We start from the raw sequence: 22,289 nt of genomic DNA on the forward strand, positions 1-22,289 counted from the left end.
TTCAAGAATGGGGTATTTAAATGTATTAAAAAAAGTTACAGTTCACAATCAAAAACACGTACTATTATCTATTCAACAATATTTATTTTATTCTCAGCTGAACTATTCATATTTTATTAATATTATTTGATTTACAATTCTACTTCAATAAAATTACTTTAACTTCACGATAAGGCATTTGTTTAACTAAATTTTACAAGCGATGGCAAATTTATTTCCAACAACATACTGTAACTTTAAACTTTACAGTTCATTTAGTCAACTGTTAAATGCTGGTTTCAATCTACCGACTGAACTAAAATTTCTTATCTTTTATTTGACTTTACACATAAAGCTGCCCCCTAATGCATATAAGGAAATCTGTAAAACAGCTGTTGTACCCGAAACATGTAACAGCCAAGGCTTTTTTTTAAAAGCGCTTGGCTGCTTTGATATCTCTAGATTTACTTAAATAAAAGACGATATGTTAAAGATTTAGATTTTTCTCAAGTCAAGTAACCTTTCTTTCTAAATCGATTTCTATCGGTCAATCTAAGAATGCTTGTTGCAACGCCTCTAGGCCATCTTTATAGATGCCATGGAACAGATCTATAGCTTCTTTAACAGTAACGCATACAGGATTGAAACTGCCAGAGCACTCTACCAATGATGATGAAAAGATATTAAAAAAGCTATAAACCTTATAGTATCAAGGTTTATAGCTCATCATTTGGTATGATTCTGACTGGGCTCGAACCAGCGACCCCCACCCTGTCAATTCACATTTGTAAGTTACCGCTAATTTCTCAAGGTATCCCCAAACCTACTGATATCAAGGGTTTGGGGATTGTTTAATGTTATTTCATTTCCTCGTATATTTTAATGTTTTTTTTAGTGTGTGACCAGTTTGGTGACCAGAACTCATATTAAACTTTTTCTCCACTTCTGATAATAAGAGTAGCAATTGCTTTAGTTTATTTGATAATCCGTACACATCTTCTTTGGAATTAAAAACAAATGATTAAAGTTTATCATACGCATTCTGTGCTGCATCTTCTAAATATGTATCCTTTAATCGTTATCAAAAATAGCCGGTCAACAAAATTTTTACTGCTCCTTAGATGTGAAAATAGTTATTAATAATCGTAGGAATTAGAATCTGGATTCATTGTCCTTTCAATCCCAACGGTAATGACATTCATTCTTATTGCTTGATATATTCTTAAGAAACTCGGTATTTCCATTATTCCTTTTTTGCCTTTAATTCTTCTACTCTTGCATTCTTGTATCAAATCATTACAGTTAACATTAAACGGGAATTGATCATCCCTTAAGTGCCCCCACTTAAGTAGAAGTTTTTTTCTTTTTTTTTAGCGTATTTAGAATTGTAGAGATAAGCCATTTATCTAAGTACCTTAGCTGGTCTTCATCATCTAACAATGGGTAAAAACTCATAATACCTTTAAATCTTAATCTTTTATAAGATCCATTAAGATAATTTCTAAGCATTCTCTCATTTAGATTACCGTATAAATAACGACGAATTTGCATTATAGCAGTTACAAAGTCCCTATCTTCGTCATTTCCTGGAATCATGACCGATTTAAGAGTTTCCCCATTTAATGGTTGAATTAAGTTTCTATAAAGAATATAGCTTATTTGTTTTTTTATCTTATTAACAGAGGAAGGTTTAATACTGATATGTTCATTCGAAAGCTTATACCCCAAAAATTCTACATAATGCTTGTAAGAAGCTAGCTCGGAAGGCATTCCTTCTTTTTAGATAAGATACTAATTCCATCAGATTTAAGAGCGTTAATTTTAACCCCTGCCTCTGTAGAAAACATATTAATTATTTCAAATGATTTAGTTATCTTTCCATAGTCATCTGCCCAAATAATTGTATCATCTGCGTATCTTGCAAATCTTAAACCTTCTTTTTCTAATTTTTTGTCCAACTTCCAGCATGCCATATTTGCTAGAAAAAGTGATAAGGATGTTCCTTGGGGTATACCTTTTCCCTTTACCATATTTACTAAGAATAACTTAATAATACCTTTTTCAAATTCACTTATTAAAAAACCATTTTGATTGAATTGATCAAATAAATAATCGTGATTAATCGACCCAAAAAAATCTTTGAAATCGAATTCGGCTACAAATGTTCTGGGGCTTAATTTTATATCAAGTCCAATATCATTTATCGCATAATGTACATTTCTGTCATTTCTGTAGGCATACGAGAACGAGCTAAATCTATGTTTGTTTTTACTTAATAGTTTTTTATAAAAATAATTGGATACCGCTTCATCCGGTATTTGGAATATATATACTTCTCTTTTTCCACCACCTTTTTTATCAACATAGTTTATATAAGGTTGGTGTGTTTTATATTCACCATTAATTAGCTTGTTAAATATCGAGGTACCTATTTTCTTGTAATGCTTTAACACATAATAAGGATTGTGCTTTCTATCGACTTTCCAGTGTACAGGTACTTTTACTTCCTTTGGGGAAGGATTTGTTACACGCCGTTTGTTTCTTTGATACTCTAATTCCAAAGAATTATGATAATTTTCGTTGTTCGACCTTTTTTTTTTTGCAAATTCAAATATTGAATTTATAATATCTTGTTTTAACAGTAAGCCCCCATTCAAACCACGCATTTCAAACATATGGCACCACTTGGTATGATACTTATATCAATCAAAGGAGGTGCTTTTTCTATGCCACAACAAAAATTAACCATCGTCCCCGTCACACTTCATACCGAAAGTAAAAAGGATTTACCACCCACTTCTCCAAAAGAATCTTTAACTAGCATTTGCACAATCAAAATGGCAAACGTTGAAATCTCCCTTCATAGCGGCGTAGATGAGTACGTAATTCGAACCATTATGAGGGAGTTGAAACATACGTGAAGCACGATTATACAAATGTCAAAAACATTTACATTATTTGTGGAAAAACCGATATGCGTAAAGGAATTGATGGCCTTGCCACACTGATTCAAGATACATTCAAACTGGATCCATACGGCGATTCCATTTTCTTATTCTCTGGATGGAGTAAAGATCGTTACAAATGTTTATACTTTGATGGTGATGGCTTCGCCATGCTTTATAAGCGTTTGGATAACGGCAAACTACAATGGCCCAAGGATGAAAACGAAGTACGCAATCTTTCACAAAAGGAGGTTCGCTGGCTCCTAGAAGGATTATCCATTCAGCAGCCAAAAGCAATAAAATCATCACTGAAAGGGGCGTTCTAAATCTATCAAAACATTGATTTACAGCCGTTTTTAGCTTCATTTTTTTTGTCCCAAATGGTATACTATAAGTAACGAAAACGGGCGAAAAGTGGTGAGACGAATGGTTAATGTTTCTTCAAATAATGGGGCACAATATGAAAAATTAATTCAGCTTCTTGAAACGCAATTGACCAATTCCAATCAACAAAACAATAGGCTTTCGGAAAAACTCGATAAGGCCTTAAAACAGAACGAGGCATTAACCGAACAAATTCGTCAATTAACCAAAGCTTTATATGGTTCTAAATCAGAAAAATCAAAGTATTAAGTACCAGACGGTCAAGGCTCTTTATTTGAAGACGATCCGTCTTTTAACGATTCTGAGCAGACAGAAGAACAAAGCACAGAAACAGTTAGCTATACCGTTGTCCGTAAAGTATCAAAGAAAAAGAGAAACGATTCATTTAGCAACAATATTGAGATAGAAGAAATTCACCATCATCCAGCTAATACGCTATGTGATTGTTGTCTTCATCAAATGACAGAAGTAGGTACAACAATAGCACGTGAAGAAGCAAAATTCATTCCAGCTACAATGAAGCGTGTGCAACATATCGAGCATGCCTATGAGTGCACGGTGTGCAAAAAAGATACCACTCAAAAAGCACAAATCAAGCGTGGGAAAGCACCGCAAACTGCCATTCAACGTAGCATTGCAGGACCAACTGTTTTGGCTAAACTTATCTACGATAAGTTTATTCAGTACTTGCCTCTTTACCGCCAGGTGAAAGAATGGGAACGATATGGTCTACTTACAAATGATAAGAACCTATCTAACTGGGTTATTCGCGCTGCCGAAGATTGGCTTCAACCAATTTATGATTTGATGAAGCAAGTACTAACAGCCAAGTCAGTGCTCCATGTGGACGAAACCTATGCGCAAATCATTAATCGTTCCGACGGAAAATCCGGTCAATCGAACGCTTATAACTGGGTATGTCGTAGCGTACCAAGTCAAGGTCCTATCATTGTCCTTTTCAAAAGCGCCTTATCTAGAAGTCGAGCTGTATTAGAAGATTTGATAGCCGGGTTCAAAGGAACGGTGATTTGCGATGGCTATTCAGCTTACGGTCATTTACCTGACGTGCAGTTCGCCAACTGCTGGGCGCACACGAGGCGTTATTGGTTAAAAGCTGATAGTAAAAACGGGCGAATAGGCGTCGATTACTGCGACCGGTTGTATCAGATTGAGCGTAAAATTAAACACCTTTCGCCAGAAGAGCGCCAACAAATAAGACAAGAAAAATCGAAGCCCATCGTAGATGAATTTTTCGCTTGGATTGATCGCTCACCGTTCTTCGGTAAAAATGCGTTGGCGAAAGCAGCTGAATATACGTTGAGCCGAGCAGAAGGATTAAAAGCATTTCTTGATGATGGCCATTTAGAAATCGATAATAATCTTGCTGAAAATGCGATTCGTCCCAACGTAATCGGTCGCAAAAATTGGCTGTTCTCTGTAAGCGAAGCAGGTGCAAAAGCGAACGCTATTTGTCTAAGTTTAGCTGAAACAGTAAAAGCAAATGGTATCGATTTTTATCAATATTTAGTCAAGCTACTAACAGAGCTGCCAACTTTACCAATTCACCAGCAGTCGGATCTTTTACATAACTACATGCCTTGGTCAGAAAATATCCAAGCCACATGTGCAAAATAGCCAACTATCCGAAAAAAATATCAGATGGCTGGCTATTCGTCGTGCGTACCGTAAAGGTGCGCTATTTTTTTATATTTCGGGCTTACTATTTATCAAACTCGCTTTAGCATCTAATGAACTTTTACAACTTTCAGGTGATTTCGTGAAAAAAATAAAATATAAAAAAGCTTAGAGATATTGGCATCTCTAAGCCTTTTGACTTTGAAATATACTGTGAATTTTATGTGATTTGCTATTTGATTTGGCCAGCTATTTACCGCATTGCACCTCACAAGTAAACCCATATTAGTATTAACACGCTTTTGAAAAATACGTTCAAATCTTGTATTTTTTTCTAAATTCCGAAATGGTAATCCCCCATCTTTTTTTAAATACTCTTTCAAAAGTATTTAGACTTCCAAATCCAACTTCAAAGCATATTTTTGTAATATCCCAATCCGATTTTAGTAATAGATGTTTAGCATGCTCCAATCTAATTCCTAATAGGTACTGGCTTGGTGTGCATCCTAGAACTTCCTTAAAGAGCTTGATTAAATAAAACTTACTCATCTTACAGTGATCAGCCAAGATATCTAATGATAAATCATTATGGTAATTTTCCCCCATATAATGAATGACATTTTTTATAATTGGATTGCAATTTACCATGTACTCCTTTTCCCATAGTTCCGAGTGAGATCCTTTTTGAATGGATAAAAATATTTCCGCTAGTTCCCATTCCAATTCTTCTGTTTGAATTTGATGATTATTATCAAAGAGGTTAAGTTTAATTAATTCATCCGCAGTTTTAATTAATTTCTCAGAGGAGTAATCAATTTGGTTAAAGAATTCTATATCATTTACATGATTATTCAATTTTGTTGAAACAACGTGATCAAGAAAATGCTTATTTATATTTACTAACAATATCCGACTCTTATCTTCTTCTGTGAAATGAAAATGTTTTTCTCCGGGAAATGTTAGAAAGTGCTTGCTTGATTCCACTTTATTTACTACTTTATTCTGATCCAAAAAAGTACTTCCCTCTAATGGGATGGTAATTTGATAATCATCCCCATGATCATGTTCAACTGGGTCTGATGAATATGAATCAAAACGGGACAACATAAGCTTTGTGTTGGGTAATTTTAAATTCACATACCTCAGGACGCATTCCCCCACTTGTTTTTCCTAATATTACAAATACATTATACATTTTCATAAACAAATTTTCATTATAAAAAAATTAATCAATTCATCTATATGAATATATTTTCTATTTGTTCGCTTGTTATAGGGAGTATATTTATTTGCAGTGGAGAGATAACTTGAAGAAAAGAAACACAGCTTCACTTGTTAAGTGAATTAAAAAAATGACGTATGGATAATTATACGCCATTTTTTTATTCCCCTATTTAACTGGTTGAATGTGTTGGTTGGATGTTTTTTGAGGAAGATTAATAATTTTCCTTTCTTATAAAAACTACTTCGCCAATACCCTCAGTGAACCCCCATTTTCTATAAAACGGCAGCATTTCTAATTTGCAATATAATTCAAAATGCTTTACATCCTTTAATAAAGGATGCTTCATAATTTTATCTACCAATCTTCGACCTAAATCTTTCTTTCTATAAGATTCTTTTACCATTACATCAAAAATCAAAGCTTTATAGACATAATCAGTTAAGACCCTTGCAAAAGCAATCAGTTCGTTCGTTTCGGGTAAGCAATAGGCAACAATTATATCAGAATTATCAACCATTCGTTTAACATCGTTTAAATTGCGCCCTTTTGTCCACCATTCCAATTGAAATAAATGATGTAAATCTATTATCTGATTTTGTGTAAGTTTTTCAATAAATTCACATTCTATTTTAAACACCTACTTACTTATTTTTATTAAAGATATTAGGGACCTAATATTTAATATAAAATTTATGATAAATGTTTAATTTTAATTATGTTTTTTCAAAAACTTTTTTATATCGCTATTTATTTTTACTAGGTATTCTTCTGAAGGGAAATGACCCATATCATAGGATTTTAAATCTATCAAATTTGGGATAATGTCATTAGCAATTTTATTTATTCTTTTGTCTGGAAAAAAAATATCCCTTTTTCCCGAAATAACTAAAGTAGGAGAATTGAAATGAACGAGCTCCTTTTTTTCCGTCAATTTGGGCATCTCTTGTTCAAGCTTGGTATATTTGAATATATCGCCAATAATTTTTTTATCTATTTCTTTCATTCTATTATCTGATAATGCTTTTGCAATACTATTAAGATAATTCTCTGAAGAGGTAACGTGATATAAGACTAAAGGCAATAAGACATCTTTCATCATTTTCAATTTAGATCCTAAACCTATTCCCGCTGGAGAAATTAATATTGCACAATCTATTTTATTTGGCATAAAGGCTGCCAATCTTAAAATAATTCCCGCCCCATAGGATGGACCGATAAAGGCACTTTGATCAACATTAAAATGGTTCATTAATTCTAGGATCCATTGCGCAAAACTATGATCTTTCGCAGAAATCCTAATTTCTTCACTATATCCGGGATGACCAATTGTATCTGGGGCATATATTCTATACTCATCTGTAAGCGACGAAAACCAAGATAAAGTCATTGGATTTATACAATTCCCACCTTGGAATATAAATATAGGCTTTCCCACTTTTGGACCAGATACAATAACATGAGTTTTTCCATAGCTTGTGTCAATATAGTACCTTTCAACATCAAATTTAAATGATTGCATATAATTTTCATAGTGCCCGACAATGTATGTTTTCCCTTCAGCGCTTTTATAAATTGTCCTACCCTTCATCATTTCACTCCGTATTATCTAAATATTTCATTGCTGTTTTAAAAATTCAATATCACATTCTTTCACCACTTTTATCTTACGATCAGGGCTTCCAATAGTGCTTAAATGATAGTTATGATGATCCATTATTTCCTCCGCTGGAATTATTCCATCCACGGTTGTATGTCCATTCTTTACTAATGTAACATCATAGCCTAATGATATGGCAGCTCTACATGTAGTATCTACACAATATTCCGTTCTTGCACCCATTACAACTAAATGAGTTACCTCCAACTCCCCTAGTATTTCTTGCAGTTTTGTATGATTAAATGCATCCGTTGCCAATTTATTAATCACTATATCTTGCGATCTGGGAGAAACACCGTCCACAAATTGCCAATATGGAGAATTTCGGGTTAATATGCCTCCAGCTGGTTCTTCATGTTGAGTATAAATAATTGGAACTTCTTCTATTTTTGCTTTCTGTATTAAATTTTTCATTGAACACATGACTTCTTCCTTTTTAAAAGTGCCCCATAATGGCCCCATCTGTAAATCTATGGTCAACAAGGCAGATTTATTATGAGTCATTTTTTCACATCCTTTTTATTCTTAAAGGTCATATATTTAGAGAGGATAGTATTAATCGCTCTATTAAAGAAATCAACCTGAAAGTTTAATCATAAGTATCCTGATAACAAACAAAAAATGGAGGCGGGCAATCCACTCCCCATATAAACTCTCACATTTAAGATTGTTCAATTAACGAATACTTAATAATTGGATAATTATAATAATAAAAAAGATTAATAGTTGAGGAATCATCGCTTTTATTAATTCGCGATGTTTAAAAATAGAAACGATTAAACAGCAAATTACATTTAAGCATATGATTCCAAGGGGAAAAAATCTGGAAATTCCGAAAAGCGTAATGGCACCGATATAGATCATTAATTCAATTAAACCTACAAATAACAGTAAAACACCACCTTGTAGTGACATTACTCTTAAAGACCCAATTAAACTGTTATCAGCTTTTAAAACCATTAATTCCTTTACTAATTTTTTCTCCCCATATATAACATGCACAACACTTATTAAAATAAGAATGACTCCAACCATTAATTTCATAGTAATACTTCCGCCCATCTATTTTGAGTTAGCATTGTTATTTTTAAAGTACAGAAAAGTCCACTATAAAATATAGTACATTTCATATTGTGCTAGATTATTTCTTTTAAATCCTAAGCGCTTAAGAAAACCTTCTAGCTTATTGTTATTCGGAAAAGATGTCGTCATATTCTTTAAATCAAAATCCGCTTTGGCTTGATTTAATAAAGCGATGCCAATACCATATCCCCTGTGGTCTTTATCCACCATTAAAAAGCTAATTCTTCCGGTACCACTGACACATAAACACCCGACAATTGCATTTTTCACATAAGCACCATAGAAATGATAATTTTCAGCTAATCGAATATAGTCCACATCATTTTGCCAATTAATATGATAGTCCCAATTCACTGCTGCTTTCTCATAATCAATGAAACTCGTTTTTTTGAAGTCGACATTTTCCAGTATTTTCGCCTCTGGTAATTGGGATGGATCAGATAAGGAGAAAACAGAAAGATTATATATCTTTTCATAACCGAGTCTTTTATAAAAATTAATAGCTCGATCATTTCCAACAATTACCTCTAAAAACAGCTGCTTGCAATTATGTTTGAGTGCTTCTTCTTTATGCAATTCAAAAAGCCTTTTACTTACTCCTTCTCCTCTAAAATCAGGGCTAACAGCCAAGGCACCACACCTCATGGTTTTAATGCCCTCGTAGTGTTTTATACCGCCAAGGATGACACCGATTGGTTCGCCATCATAAGTAGCCATAAATGAGTGTTCCAGGCTATTTCCTTCAGGTCCAAAAAAGTTCTTTATAAATGTTTCTTTTGGCATTTCTATTTTAATAATATAATCCGAAAATCCTTTGGAGAATGCGGAAAAAACTAAATCAATATCTACTTCTGCACATCTGTGGTACTTAATTAGTTCTTTTTCCATTTGATTATTTATGATATTAGTGTTCATTGAAATACCTCCTCCTGACTTTGCCAATACATACTGTATAGAAGTGAATAATTTTTCTTTATAAATGTATCAGTACTTTATATACACCGCTCATTAAAAATTGCTTTAATTAATAGAACAATTTTTACAATGCGACCTGATCCCCCTTCAAACATGGGTCCGTTATCGAGTGATCAAAAGATTTACCTTAAGGGATACCGTCACCTTTTTTTACTCATATTTAACTTTTTTGAAATTTAAATCCTAAAAATACACCATTAACATGTATACAAGGAAAGAAAGGTTTCAACGGCTCTTTTAAAGAAGTCCACTCGTAAGTTTTCATTATGAGTATGCTGATTACAATCAAAATTAGATGTAGGTAAGCCAATCACTGGTATATTAATATTTTCAAAAATGTACAGTGGCAGGCTTCCTCCTTCCGTTGGCATGATGACAATATCATTTCCAAAAACTTTTTTAACTGCGTTTATTACATATTGTGCTTCTTTTGAATCGTAACTCGTTTTGGTTGCAGGAAATCCAGCTTTTTGTTCTACCACTGCAATCTTACCGAGAGCTTGCAAATCTTCTAAAGTAGGGTTTTCTTCCATTAAAGTCCACCCTTGCTCAAGAATATGAACCTTTACTAAATGAAGGATTATATCAGGATCCATTCCTTTCACAAGCCTGACATCGAATTCAGCCGTGGATTGGCTTGGAATAATATTTCTCCCACTTTCCGCAACATAACCTCCAGATAAACCTCTAACATTTAAGGTTGGCAGATTAATTAATTCCTGAAGGGATAACCCATCCATTTCAGGTTTTTTGATACCAAACATACCTCTTATATCGTTTTCAATCTGTGGTATTTCCTTTATTATTTTCTTTTCTATTGCGGTCATTGGAGTCACATCATCATAAAACCCATTAATAGATACCTTCCCTTTTTCATCCTTCATGGAGGAGATAAGAGTGGAAAGTTGAAAAGCAGCATTAGGAAGGAAGTTTCCAAAGTGGCCACTGTGTAAGTCTACCGCTCCCGTATATACACTTATATTAAATTGTAAGATGCCTCGAAACCCTAACTCTATTGTTGGCAAACCACTTTGATGAGTTTCTCCTGAAGCCGAGATAACCAAATCCGCCTTCATTTTATCTTCGTGTAAAGATAGAAGTTCTTTAAGGCTTGGGGATTCCACTTCCTCTTCACTATCAAAAAGGAATTTAATATTAATCTTAGGAAAAATGTTTTCTTGACGAAGTATGTCAATTGCTACTAGCGATGCAATAATGGAGTTTTTTGAATCTGCAATAGATCTACCAATAATTCTATAATTTTGGATGTTATTACTCGGAATGTCTTCAATGTTCAATGATTCACCATCTAAGCTTTTTCTTAGAACTGGTTTGTAAGGTGGAGAGTTCCATGACTCTTCTTCAACCGGAACCCCATCAAAATGGCTATAAATTAAAATGGTTTGCTCTGCACCTGGAGTAATTAATTCCCCGAATACTAGAGGCCGATTTGTAGGTGTTTCCAACAGTTCCGTAGTTATTCCTTTTCTTTCCATAATGGACTTTAAGAATTCGGCATTATTTCTTATTTGATTTGGGTCATAAACATTGTTTGGAATGCTTGTAAAATCCATCATTTCCTTTATATATTGTTTTAGATTAGTATTATTTATCATCATACCGTTTCTCCTTCCTTTTAAGGGAGATGATGATAATATTTTTACACTTTTTCTAAGGGCTTTCTCTTTAGAAATTGTTGTTTATTTTTTAAAATAAATGGTGATTACTGTTGCAAAGTATTTTATAGATTTAAAAAATTTGAACCTGTTGAGTCGCTATAAAACCTAGATTTCCCTCCCACTTATTTCAATAAAAAAAAGACACATTAAGTTTAGGTATTTTCGGTGCTTGACAAAGTTAACGCAAGTCATTATATTATTGAACAGTGGTCAATTAAAAATTAGAAGGTGATTTAATGTCTCCAAGAAAATCAGTTGAAAAAGAATTATCAAAGGAACAAATTCTTAATGCCGCTCGCAATTTATTCTCGGCAAAAGGATTTCAAGAGGTTTCCATGCGTGATATTGCTAAAGAATTAGGATGCAGTCATGGTGCAATTTATTATCATTTTAAAAACAAAATTGAATTATTTAATCAACTGCTCCAGGCAGGGTTTAATTTACTCGATTCAATAATGGAAAATATTGTTAGTGATGAACATAGTCTAAAGGATATTTTATTAGGATTTGTGGACTTTGGCTTTAAGTACCCACACCATTATGAAATTATGTTTATTACAAAAGAGGACGCATTCTTACTACATTCTGCCCCTTTAGATAGTTACAAAAGATTTGAAGATGAAGTAATGAAGTTTAATGTTATTTCTTCAGAAGTTTATTTCATATTTGTCTCACTTCATGGTTTTGTCTCATACCATCTTAGAAGTGAGCAGTTTTTAGACCGCGGAATGACTATTGCAGAACAATTTGTTGATTTTTTAATAAAAAATCAACAAATTTAATTTTTTGGTTTTTATTGACCACTGTTCAATAAAAAAAGGAGGAAAGCGCGATGAATAATATTATAAGTTCATCTTTAGTTAAAGAATTAAGGAAAAAAACAGGGTTAGGAATAATGGATTGTAAAAATGCCTTGATTGAATCAAACGGAAATCTAGACGGGGCTATTGAGATTCTTAGAAAACAGGGTTTCTCCACAGCAAACAAAAAAATGGGTCGTACAACTTCAGAAGGTCTAGTACATGCTTATGTTGCTCCGAATCAAAGAATTGCTGCAATGATAGAGGTAAACTGCGAAACAGATTTTGTAGCGAAAAATGACAGTTTCAGAAATTTTGTAAAAGAAATAACCGTACTTGTAGCTGAAAAGAACCCAGATGATCTAAACTGTTTACTTTCACTAAAGTTACCGGGAGACAAAACAGTAGAAAATATGCTTCATAATTTGGTAAATACATTCGGCGAAAATATAATGATTAAACGCTTTACAAGATTTGAGGCAGCTGGAAATGGTGTGATTCATGCCTATATCCATGATGATTATTTAACGGAGGGTAAGATTGGTGTATTGGTGGAAACATCTTTTAATGCACTCTTCAACCCTGAAATTAAATCTTTTATTAGAACGTTGCTAATGCATATAGCCGCAACAAAACCAAAATATTTGGATAAGAAGGAAATTCCCGAATATGTTTTAAATAAAGAGAAAGCTATTCTAAAAACTTTAGCAGAAAATGAGGGTTTATCCGGAAACATACTTGAAACATTTATACAGGGAAAACTAAAGAAGTACCTCAAAAATAGTTGTTTATTAGAACAAGATTTCGTCATGGATCCAGACAAAACAGTAGGGGATATGATAAAAGCTTTGAATGAAAAAAACAATGGAGAACCTTTTTCTATTCTGCGATTTGTTCGGTATGAAAAAGGGGAATCATTAGAATTCTAGAAGCTAATTTTCTGGTGACCTATATAAAAAGAATTATAACAAAACTTCAAAATAAAAAGTCGATTCCTTAACGTACAGAAATCGACTTTTTAAATTTAACATTGCATTAATTAATTCCTAAGAATTGTTATTTTTGTTGAATTCATCAATCTAACGTCCTTTAGGCTTTTGTTTAGCTTTTTGTTTTTTAATTTCCCCTTGTTTTTGATTAAAACATCATCATGCAGTTTATTAAGTTTTTTTCTTTCCGCTTTCCGTGTCTCAATATCTTCTTTCATTGCCTCTTATGCCTTTGTTGAATAATCATATAGATTTTCGTATCTTTGTCCCAAAAGCAACAAAGTTTATGAATAGAGACTTAAACAATGAATTTTTGTACGGATTTTCTATTTTCATCATAGAATTCTGTGTAGTCCCCATTCGTGAAATCGGAGATGACACTTCTCCAAAAAGCCTGAGCAGGATAATTCTTAGCAATTTGTGTTACCTTCCAACTACCAGGGAACATCTGAAATAACTGAATGGCCGCCCTTTTGCCAAATCCTTTTCCGTTGTATTTTTGTATAATGAAAAACTCCTTTACTGTATTCGGGTGACCATCTTTTTCACTTTCAATTAAAGCAAAACCAATATATTCATTTTCGAGCATTATGAAAAAAGGATGTAAATCTGGGCTCTCCCAATATGGATCTAAATCAAAGGGTTTATACGATCCATTTTCCTCTAAAGTAATTTCAGGAATATATTTACTAAATTCATAGATATAAAATTGCATAAGGTTTTCCAAGATAGGTTTTTGTTCTGATAGAACTTTTACTAGTTTTACCATGTTTTCACTCCAACTAGATTTATTGTCATTTTCAAAAATTTTTTTGTAAATGTTATTTCATTAAAGGCGATGAGCCTTCCTCGATAAACCAAAATATTACGTGCCTACCTCCTTTCTTTAATTTGTATGACTTTTAAAAGTCAATTCTTCTATATACCAATCCTAGTGTTGTCCATCGGTCACATAATTGTTCTCCCTTTATCACTAGTTTATCCGGTGTTTCTAAATAAAGAATAACAGGGAGATTTTCTATGTAATACTCATTTTCCGTTTTTTTATAGAGGCACTTACGTGTTCCAGTTGGGTCAATCATAAAGGAACCTTCTAACCTAATTTCAAACCCAAGTTCTTCATTCACATATTTTCCCACAGGTAGCGAAGAAACAGATATTTCCGTAAGTATGATTTCAAGTTCACTAAGAATCATTTGTACATATTTGCTCCAATTGCCCTCAGATATTTCAAATGGGAGCTTCTTAAATGGAAATATCTCGAACAACTTTTCCGCAGTTTTCTGATAATCTCGTAAAAATTCCTTGTATCCATTAGCGCCTTTTGGACGGTTTTGATAATAAGGCAGATGTTGATCTCTTTCCCATATATTTATAAAAAATTGTATTCCTCGGTCTTCTTCCATATAGGTAATGGTGTCATTAACGTTATCCCTATAAAAATAGATAAGAACCGGGTTAAATTCTCTTAATAAACCATAAATTTTGGATAGAAATGTTTCAAGAAGTGAAAATGATGCATTTTCCAATAAAAAGGTATAAATTTGAAACTGAAAAATACTGCTGTCTAACAATATAATTTGGTCTTGCTTTCTAATTTGCTGGGCAAAATCCTCCCATTTATCCAATGCAACATCTATGTACTTTTCTAATGGAAAATTCCATACATCAAATTGCTTTAATGCGTGCAGCACTTCTTCATCAAGGAATCTATTCCATTCTATTTCTAATAAATCAAATGCAATATATTTATTTCTTGTTCTTTTTACTCGATTTAATATATTGGAGCTATTTGGATATCTCTGAACTAGCGATTGGTACTCATTATAGGTTAAACATGATTCATAAAAGAAAAGGGTTGGATGCGGTCTCGCCATTTCATGAACCCATTTCGCGTGATATCCATTGCTTTCAAATTGAGATAATAGTATTCTTGAATTTGTTGATTTCCCAGTAGATGGTAAACCCTCAAGGAAGATAATTTTCGAGTGCATTTCCTTTTTAGACATATGTTCCCCCTTATCCCTAAAACGGCTCCTGTAATTGAGTTGTCATACCCTTTTATCTCATAAGATAGATCATAGGGATACTCATAAAAAAGCCTACTCTTGAAATGAAAGTAACAAATAACAGTACCCAAACCAAAGGGTGAAAGGTCCGGTTTTTTCCTTTAGTCAGTCAGAAAAGTTTATTCATTTATTCCCACCTATATATTTAGTCATTAATGATAAATTATCATTTTTTTATATTTCCTCACTACAATTACGCTTTCTTTCCTATCCTAATTTTTATTGTAAATAGAACAATTATCTGTCTAGTTTGGTTAAAATAAAGTAAATTGGTTCCTTCTAATGATCATCACAATGCTAAAAGTTGAGTAAGAAAATTTTAAAATATCAATATGTTTCTATAAGTTATACTTATCTATTTCTCGACTTGCATCTTAGATTAGTTAAAAACAAAAATGGTCGATTACATTATATAGTTTGCAATTCTGTTTCTTTGTAACTTAACAAATTTTCAAGGATTCTTTGAACTTCATATCCTTCTTTAAAAGTAACTAAGGTTGCTGGATCACCATTAATCGCTTTCAATACATTGTCTACTAAATCAAGAAGATGATTAATTGGACTTATGTCTTCTATTTTTGTTAAAGCTTGATTCTTTTCTCCAAAAAAAACATTGTTCCAATCTTTTAATGTCACAATTCCATATGATCCATAAATCGTAAACTCCATCAATTCATTTTCAGCTGTTCCGCTTAGCCCGTCAAAAATTAAAGGTATACCATTTTCTAATTGTCCTGTTGCAATCAATCCCGTTTCTGATTGTCTACAGTTTTCAGGAAATGTAACAATTGAATGAAGATCTTGAATTCTCCCAAATAGATGCTGAATTAATTGGATGTAATGTGGCATTATTTCCCTTATAAAGCCACCTTGTTCTCTCGTATTAATCCAATTGTTTTTTTGCCATTCCCTTGGCCAATCCGGAAAATGAGACTTCACTTGAATCCGTTGAATGGTACCTAAACGATTTGATTCGATGATTTGATTCATTGTTTTAAATGCATTTCGGTAATAAGTAGGAAAATTCATCGCATGCACCAAATCTTTTTCATCCGCAGTCTTCCACATTGCCTCTGCCTCTTGAAGGGAATTCGCCAATGGTTTTTCACATAACACATGCTTATTATTTTCAAGAGCCTCCATTACGATTGGATAATGATATTTTGGTGGTACCGCTATATACACTAAATCTATCTGTTCGTTTTCTATGATGTCGAGATGGTTCGTACTAAGGAGAACCTCCCCAATACTTTCTGATAATTCCTGCAATATTTTTTCATTCACATCACAGATCCCTACGATAAATACTTTTGGATGTTTTAGGAAAGCTTCCAATACCCTTTTCCCAACACCGCCTGCTCCAATAATTCCAACACCGATTTTTTTCATCGAAATTCCTCCTTTAAATAACGAATTTTCTACCTTTTATGAATATATGGTGGATTGGTTCAACCATGGCTTCGGAAATGATCAATCGAGGTCAATCCAATAAAGGATTTGGCCATATATACCATACCCCACTGTGAATTTTACACTGTGGGGCTTCGTTAATTCTATCTACAATGTTAGCTGAATAAATAAATGCTTTGAACTACCAAAGTGGCGGACAAAAGCACCCCAACTCCAACATGCTCTGCATCTGGAATGATATGTTTTTTTATTGCAGGTAAAAACTTAAATGTTTCACTGAAGTATTTTTCATAATCCGTGCGTACTTGGTTCGGAAATCCTGTAAAATAAGGAATCCACCATGCAAATAAATGCATAACCATTATAATACTGGTCATGATAAAACCTACCCAATGCCAAATCACGCTATTAGAGTAAAAGCATGCTGCGATAACGACAAGTGGCGGATAATTTCCTAATACTTCGTATTTACGTAACCGCTTATCCCGAGAATGAATATCATTAAAGGGATATAAATTCACAAAATCTATTACCATTTGGTATCCAAGAAACACAAGAGGTAACACGAATGCTAATATATGGAGAAAGAACATTTTTATTTCCCCTTTACTTTTCGAAACAATATTTTTTCGCTTAAGTATTTTTATGAATATAAATTATCAATTTTTTATTACTTTCTCCTTGTAATTATTGCTTTTTTAAAAAGAACAATTTCTGAAGAGCATCATAATTTTAAAAAGGTTAGCCTTTTAGATAAAGGATTAATGAATGGTAAATATAAATTGATGAAGCGGGTGTAATATGTCCTATTTTGTATTTAAAAATGAAGAAAAGAAACGAATTTATTATGAGACCTATGATAGATCACTAGAACAATGGAAAGTTAAAACCGAAAGTTTTTATATTGATACTTCTTTCGGAAAAACGCATGTCATTACTTGTGGTCCAGAAGATGCCCCTCCCCTTGTATTAATTCACGGTATGACGGTAAGCTCAACCATGTGGTTTGCGAATGCATCTTTTTGGAGTCAAAATTTTAGAGTATTTGCTATTGATATAATTGGGGACTTTGGAAAAAGCGAATGCACGAAACCAATTTCTTCTGCTGAACATATTGATGTTTGGTTAAATGAAGTACTTGATGCCTTACAACTAAATGATATTTTCCTAGTCGGTCACTCGATGGGAGGCTGGATTTCCTTACAATACAGTTTACATTCTGACCGTATAAAAAAATTAGTTTTGCTTTCACCCGTTATGAGTTTCGCTAGTTTAAATTGGAAATTCCCTATTAAATTATTTCCATCATTATGGTTTCGTAACTCTTTCTTTATAAGGGTTTTATATAATTGGATGTTTGCCAAGGGAAATGAACCTGATGAGATACTGTATCAACAATTTCTAAACGGATATAAATATGGAAAGATTCAATTAAGGGTTGTGCCCAAAGTTTTTGACAGAAAGGATATTGAGCGGTTAAAACCAGAGACGCTTTTATTAATCGGCGAGCAAGAAGTTGTCTATTCTTCAACCAAAAAAGCCATTGAGAATGCATCCGGTTTCCCTAAAATTAAAACGAAATTAATTCCGAATAGTTCTCATTGTTTGCCCGCAGAGCAAAAAGATATCGTAAATGAATTAGTAACAGAATTTTTAAGTTAAAAAAGCGCAACCTCCCTTCTTTAACAACTGGGGGGTAATTACATGCATTTTTGTCTATAAGTTTTATAAAAATACACAATACTTTAAGTGCATATAGGACGGGTTGAACCTTATATAATAATATATTGGTTTTCAAAGGTATTTAGATAAATGATGAACGCCATTTCCAAAAGGAGGACATAATTTGAACAAACGCAAATTAAGTTGGGCTGTTTTGCTTTGTTATTTAGGCATTCTAGCCTTTGTCGGGTATATTTTACTTGCGTACGGCTTTAACGATTCACGAAAAGCAGGTATTGTATCCGGAAAATTTGAAAACCCGGAGTTTTCATTTAATACATGGAGGATATTTTTTTACTTTCACATTGTTACAGGTGCTATTGCTTTAATCCTTGGCCCATTTCAATTATTAAAAAAGAGCCGCAAAAATATCCACATACATCGGTCGATTGGGAAGATTTATGTCACATCGATTTTCCTAAGTGTTCCAGTTGGAATATACCTTGCTTTTTATGCGACTGGCGGTATTGGGAGTACTATTGGATTTCTCATTCTTGATATCTTCTGGTTCGCAACAACATTTATCGGTTTGAAAAGGATTCGAGAAAGGAAAATTCAAAGTCATCAAAGATGGATGATACGCAGCTATGCAATCACATTAGTTTTTGTTACTTTCCGGCTGTTAATGCCTATTACTGTATTTTTACTTCATCTAGGATTTTCTGTAGGTTTTCCGCTTGCTATCATCATTTCCATAATCATTAATCTTTCATTGACTGAAAGATATTTAAAAAAGAAGCGGAAAGGGTTAGCAAAATCTGATTACACCCTTAAAACTCCCACTATTTAAATAGAAACGAATGATAACGATAATTTTTTTCATTGCATCTTTAGTCATAAAAACTGCACCCGAATTGTTGTTTTTGCTTAACAATTCGGGTGCAGTTCACGCTTAATTTCATTTCCCAACTAGTACAAATACATTTCGATCCGGAGCTTCCATAACAGCTACATGCCCCCCAAGCGGATTTGAAAAAGGAGGTCTGATCCAATTCACTCCATTAACTTCTTTTAACTTTTCATAAAGGGTGCATACATCTTCTACCATAATCTCCGTCTCTATAAATTTTAGATCGGGATTAGATTTTAACACTAATTGCGAATCTCCCTCAGGAAAACTCATGCCTACTATTCTAAATCGTTGCTCACTATCTTGGAAGGTATCCCAAGCTTTAATAAGACCCAATGCTGTATAGAATTCGATTGATTGATCAATATCCTCTGAATAAATGGCAACACATTCTATTTTTTTCCACATGATGAAACCTCCTATTATAGATTTTGATTAAACGTATAAATGAAGTTGTCAGACACTTACCTGCATGCACTTTTCCTGAAATTGCTCCTCTAAATCAGCAATCATTCTTAAATCCTCCCACATTTGTTTCCAGTTCTTTCTCATTAAGGCTACATGAGCAGATCCAAAGTGCAGTCCCTGCAAATCTTTGATCAAACATCTCTCTTTATCAAAAGGCTTATAAAATGCAGAAAAATCGGAGCACCTTCTGGCACCTAACTGAAGGCTAAAGAAGGATAAATGTCCTTTTAAAGAATCAGATAAGTTTCCTTTCGAAATGATTTCGGCAATTTTTAGAATAGATTTTGGACCGACATTTTCGTCGTTTGCACTTTTTTCCACCAACAAATTATCTTTTATTTGCTTATCCGCTTTTAAAAATTGTTCTTCATGAGAAGGACAACTAATTCTCTCAAAATTTCCCCAAATTGAATAGGAGCCCATTTTATATTCAATACTTTCAGCTTTCCATGCCCTCATAAATTCTTCCCTTGTTAAACTCATATATGGGTATCCAGTAGGATCATGTATGTAGACATTATTTCGATCGACACAGTGAACAACGATATAATGATCTACACCACCCAAATAAGCATGATTTGGTATATATACTAATTTCCCCATGTCTACTGGCCCTACTATCACTGGGCCGCTCTCCATAAGTAGTTCCAGCTCCTGAAAAGCCTTGTCCCCTTCAAACCTATCATCCATTTTACTGAAATAGTGAGTATAATTGTAGCCTAAATGGTCGAGTGCATGATTAATTCCTTTGTCCGGTGCATTGAACTTACTACTAAAAAACGGTAAACCATCTTCAGTAAGAAAAGCACTTATAGCAACGCCTGTTAAACATTCTAAATAACCTGGATCGTACTCCTCTTCTTTTGATAATGCCATAGCCAATGAATTTGCATAGCAATACTGGCCAGATCCCTTATAGTACACTGTCATTCTTCATCTCTCCCTACCTTTATTCAAGTTTTTTCGAAAAGCGCTTTATTCAAAGCGGAATGACTGGCAGGCAAAAATCAATCGTAATTTTTGAATCAGATCTAGCGGAATGATAGATTTCTATACATGGCTTATCCTCTAATTGATAGAAACTGTCGGGTAACCATTCGCCATATAAAAAATCAGCTGCTTGACCGAGCTCTGCAATCGCCACATTGAATGACTGACTATTTATATTTTCGCGTTCAACCCTACAAATCGCATACTTGCCACCACTAATTTTTTGAATAGCAATTTCTCCATCTAACAAATCCACATGTTGATTAATCGATACCCCAGCATCATATCTAAAATTTAATGAGGTGGTTACATCAAAATTGTCATATAATATCCCAATAGCTTTGGAATGAGAGGTTAATAACTCATTCGCTTCAGCCCAGTTAAATGACCTTTCAAATGCATTTGTAATACGTTCGCTATAGATTCCTTTATTGAACCCATGTAGGATCCTATCATATGCAATATAAAAATCTGGAAGGGTACAAATCTCCACTATAAATCTATTACGATGAATATGAGCCACTCCTGATTCATCCGCTTTTCTATGTATATCGTATAAAAAGTTTGCACTTGATTCTTTCCCATTCTTGCTAAACACTTTGCAATTCTTGCTATTTTTCTGGAAAACTTTAGGCACTGTCTTTTTATATTGGCTTGGAGATTCTCCAAAATACTCTTTAAAAGATCTTGAAAAAGTTGAAGCAGAGGAAAAACCACATTGAAGCGCAATTTCTGTTACAGTTTGGCTCTTTTGATGTCTTAATAATTTCGCTGCTCTTTCCATACGTAATCGATTTACAAAATCATGTACTGATTCGCTTACAACCACTTTAAAAATCCGATGAAAATGGTATGGGGAAAAAGTTGCAATTCTTGCTAATGCTTGTAAGGATAGGTCGGAATCCAAGTTCTGATTAATATAATCGATTACTTTATTCATTCGGAAAGTATATTCATTCTTTTTCATTGCTAATACCCCAGCTCATCTTGGAATACACCTGGACGTTTCTTCTGTTTCTTAAAAAGACACAGAAGAAACGTCCCAATGTTTTTTTGGCATATACAGTGATGGGTTTAATTCTTCACTTTCAATGACAATTGCAGTTAAACCAGTTTCTGTCTTTGTTTCATGCCATTCATTTTTTTCCCAAAATATAGAGTCACCGGATCGTACCTTAAAATATTCCTTTTTTTCATCACATACGTATCCTTCTCCATCCAAAATTAAAAGAAGTTGGGGAATGGTTGCTTGATGATAACCAATTATCCCATTTTCCTCCAAATACATACATCCTATGTGCGCACCTTTATTCGTTTCAATAATTCGGGACATAATAAAATTCGAATTAAATATTCCTATCTTTTTACCATTATCCTTGCTAAAATTATAAATTTGCATTTTAAGCCTCCTATAATTTTTTGAATGATG

At 33.4% G+C, this 22,289-nt stretch carries 23 protein-coding genes and 2 pseudogenes; 7 read left to right on the forward strand and 18 right to left on the reverse strand.

Going from position 1 to position 22,289, the window contains the following annotated elements; all coding sequences use genetic code 11:
* Nucleotides 1-526 precede the first annotated feature (526 nt).
* The 3 genes and pseudogenes from AN964_RS27130 to AN964_RS26760 form a co-directional block, all read right to left on the reverse strand.
* Nucleotides 527-655 (reverse strand): annotated as a pseudogene (locus AN964_RS27130) (SRPBCC family protein); the annotation flags it as partial.
* A gap of 668 nt (nucleotides 656-1,323) precedes the next feature.
* Nucleotides 1,324-1,749 carry a hypothetical protein gene (locus AN964_RS26755; RefSeq protein WP_200915593.1) on the reverse strand — a complete coding sequence of 142 codons (426 nt, stop codon included), beginning with the start codon at nucleotides 1,747-1,749 and terminating at the stop codon, nucleotides 1,324-1,326.
* On the reverse strand, nucleotides 1,734-2,654 hold the full coding sequence (locus AN964_RS26760; RefSeq protein WP_200915595.1) for a reverse transcriptase domain-containing protein: 921 nt from the start codon (nucleotides 2,652-2,654) through the stop codon (nucleotides 1,734-1,736). Before AN964_RS26760 ends, AN964_RS26755 begins: the two co-directional genes overlap by 16 nt.
* Before the next feature lie 51 nt (nucleotides 2,655-2,705).
* Here AN964_RS26760 and AN964_RS16335 point away from each other — a divergent pair, with 51 nt between their 5' ends.
* From AN964_RS16335 to tnpC, 3 genes and pseudogenes are all read left to right on the forward strand, one after another.
* Nucleotides 2,706-2,900 (forward strand): hypothetical protein, encoded by a 195-nt coding sequence (locus AN964_RS16335; RefSeq protein WP_055740709.1) that lies wholly within the window; start codon nucleotides 2,706-2,708, stop codon nucleotides 2,898-2,900.
* Nucleotides 2,897-3,250, forward strand: a complete 354-nt coding sequence (gene tnpB / locus AN964_RS16340; protein WP_143252667.1) for an IS66 family insertion sequence element accessory protein TnpB — start codon at nucleotides 2,897-2,899, stop codon at nucleotides 3,248-3,250. Before AN964_RS16335 ends, tnpB begins: the two co-directional genes overlap by 4 nt.
* Before the next feature lie 100 nt (nucleotides 3,251-3,350).
* Nucleotides 3,351-4,943 (forward strand): annotated as a pseudogene (gene tnpC / locus AN964_RS16345) (IS66 family transposase).
* Between the two features lie 315 nt (nucleotides 4,944-5,258).
* Here the strand turns inward: tnpC and AN964_RS16350 are convergent.
* The 7 genes from AN964_RS16350 to AN964_RS16380 all read right to left on the reverse strand — a co-directional run bounded on the left by AN964_RS16350 (nucleotide 5,259) and on the right by AN964_RS16380 (nucleotide 11,502).
* Nucleotides 5,259-6,080, reverse strand: a complete 822-nt coding sequence (locus tag AN964_RS16350) for an AraC family transcriptional regulator (protein ID WP_055740710.1) — start codon at nucleotides 6,078-6,080, stop codon at nucleotides 5,259-5,261.
* Nucleotides 6,081-6,379: 299 nt separating this feature from the next.
* The gene (locus tag AN964_RS16355; RefSeq protein ID WP_083489378.1) at nucleotides 6,380-6,805 is read right to left on the reverse strand and encodes a GNAT family N-acetyltransferase; all 426 of its coding nucleotides are present in this window, start codon (nucleotides 6,803-6,805) and stop codon (nucleotides 6,380-6,382) included.
* A 72-nt stretch (nucleotides 6,806-6,877) separates the two neighbouring features.
* Nucleotides 6,878-7,687, reverse strand: a complete 810-nt coding sequence (locus AN964_RS16360; RefSeq protein ID WP_235950579.1) for an alpha/beta fold hydrolase — start codon at nucleotides 7,685-7,687, stop codon at nucleotides 6,878-6,880.
* 96 nt (nucleotides 7,688-7,783) lie between these two features.
* On the reverse strand, nucleotides 7,784-8,329 hold the full coding sequence (locus AN964_RS16365) for an isochorismatase family protein (RefSeq protein WP_055740712.1): 546 nt from the start codon (nucleotides 8,327-8,329) through the stop codon (nucleotides 7,784-7,786).
* A 171-nt stretch (nucleotides 8,330-8,500) separates the two neighbouring features.
* On the reverse strand, nucleotides 8,501-8,869 hold the full coding sequence (locus AN964_RS16370; protein WP_055740713.1) for a hypothetical protein: 369 nt from the start codon (nucleotides 8,867-8,869) through the stop codon (nucleotides 8,501-8,503).
* A gap of 63 nt (nucleotides 8,870-8,932) precedes the next feature.
* Complete coding sequence (locus tag AN964_RS16375; protein ID WP_055741270.1) at nucleotides 8,933-9,796, reverse strand: GNAT family N-acetyltransferase; 864 nt, start codon at nucleotides 9,794-9,796, stop codon at nucleotides 8,933-8,935.
* A gap of 284 nt (nucleotides 9,797-10,080) precedes the next feature.
* Nucleotides 10,081-11,502 (reverse strand): M20/M25/M40 family metallo-hydrolase, encoded by a 1,422-nt coding sequence (locus AN964_RS16380; protein WP_055740714.1) that lies wholly within the window; start codon nucleotides 11,500-11,502, stop codon nucleotides 10,081-10,083.
* 296 nt (nucleotides 11,503-11,798) lie between these two features.
* Between AN964_RS16380 and AN964_RS16385 the strand changes: the two genes are divergently transcribed.
* A complete protein-coding gene (locus tag AN964_RS16385; RefSeq protein WP_055740715.1) occupies nucleotides 11,799-12,344 on the forward strand; it encodes a TetR/AcrR family transcriptional regulator in 546 nt (181 codons plus the stop codon).
* 50 nt (nucleotides 12,345-12,394) lie between these two features.
* Nucleotides 12,395-13,291 (forward strand): translation elongation factor Ts, encoded by an 897-nt coding sequence (tsf, locus tag AN964_RS16390; RefSeq protein WP_055740716.1) that lies wholly within the window; start codon nucleotides 12,395-12,397, stop codon nucleotides 13,289-13,291.
* 358 nt (nucleotides 13,292-13,649) lie between these two features.
* Here tsf and AN964_RS16395 read toward each other — a convergent pair whose 3' ends face one another.
* The 4 genes from AN964_RS16395 to AN964_RS16410 form a co-directional block, all read right to left on the reverse strand.
* The gene (locus AN964_RS16395; protein WP_055740717.1) at nucleotides 13,650-14,120 is read right to left on the reverse strand and encodes a GNAT family N-acetyltransferase; all 471 of its coding nucleotides are present in this window, start codon (nucleotides 14,118-14,120) and stop codon (nucleotides 13,650-13,652) included.
* A gap of 133 nt (nucleotides 14,121-14,253) precedes the next feature.
* Nucleotides 14,254-15,360 (reverse strand): P-loop NTPase family protein, encoded by a 1,107-nt coding sequence (locus tag AN964_RS16400; RefSeq protein ID WP_055740718.1) that lies wholly within the window; start codon nucleotides 15,358-15,360, stop codon nucleotides 14,254-14,256.
* Between the two features lie 468 nt (nucleotides 15,361-15,828).
* Complete coding sequence (locus AN964_RS16405) at nucleotides 15,829-16,809, reverse strand: Gfo/Idh/MocA family protein (RefSeq protein ID WP_055740719.1); 981 nt, start codon at nucleotides 16,807-16,809, stop codon at nucleotides 15,829-15,831.
* Between the two features lie 176 nt (nucleotides 16,810-16,985).
* Entirely contained in the window at nucleotides 16,986-17,423 is a 438-nt protein-coding gene (locus AN964_RS16410; RefSeq protein WP_055740720.1) for a hypothetical protein, read from the reverse strand.
* 208 nt (nucleotides 17,424-17,631) lie between these two features.
* On the opposite strand from AN964_RS16410, the gene AN964_RS16420 reads away from it, so the two are divergent.
* Both AN964_RS16420 and AN964_RS16425 read left to right on the forward strand, forming a co-directional pair.
* Complete coding sequence (locus AN964_RS16420) at nucleotides 17,632-18,492, forward strand: alpha/beta fold hydrolase (protein WP_055740722.1); 861 nt, start codon at nucleotides 17,632-17,634, stop codon at nucleotides 18,490-18,492.
* A 184-nt stretch (nucleotides 18,493-18,676) separates the two neighbouring features.
* Entirely contained in the window at nucleotides 18,677-19,342 is a 666-nt protein-coding gene (locus AN964_RS16425) for a DUF2306 domain-containing protein (protein ID WP_055740723.1), read from the forward strand.
* Between the two features lie 108 nt (nucleotides 19,343-19,450).
* Here the strand turns inward: AN964_RS16425 and AN964_RS16430 are convergent, their stop codons facing one another.
* The 4 genes from AN964_RS16430 to AN964_RS16445 are packed head-to-tail and all read right to left on the reverse strand — an operon-like array spanning nucleotide 19,451 to nucleotide 22,259.
* The gene (locus AN964_RS16430) at nucleotides 19,451-19,810 is read right to left on the reverse strand and encodes a VOC family protein (RefSeq protein ID WP_055740724.1); all 360 of its coding nucleotides are present in this window, start codon (nucleotides 19,808-19,810) and stop codon (nucleotides 19,451-19,453) included.
* A 48-nt stretch (nucleotides 19,811-19,858) separates the two neighbouring features.
* Nucleotides 19,859-20,800 (reverse strand): YobF C-terminal domain-containing protein, encoded by a 942-nt coding sequence (locus AN964_RS16435; RefSeq protein ID WP_055740725.1) that lies wholly within the window; start codon nucleotides 20,798-20,800, stop codon nucleotides 19,859-19,861.
* Nucleotides 20,801-20,849: 49 nt separating this feature from the next.
* Nucleotides 20,850-21,827, reverse strand: coding sequence for an AraC family transcriptional regulator (locus AN964_RS16440; protein ID WP_055740726.1), 978 nt, complete (start codon nucleotides 21,825-21,827; stop codon nucleotides 20,850-20,852).
* A 51-nt stretch (nucleotides 21,828-21,878) separates the two neighbouring features.
* Complete coding sequence (locus AN964_RS16445) at nucleotides 21,879-22,259, reverse strand: cupin domain-containing protein (protein WP_055740727.1); 381 nt, start codon at nucleotides 22,257-22,259, stop codon at nucleotides 21,879-21,881.
* Nucleotides 22,260-22,289 lie beyond the last annotated feature (30 nt).

It is taken from the genome of Heyndrickxia shackletonii (assembly GCF_001420715.1).
Taxonomy (GTDB): domain Bacteria; phylum Bacillota; class Bacilli; order Bacillales; family Bacillaceae_C; genus Margalitia; species Margalitia shackletonii.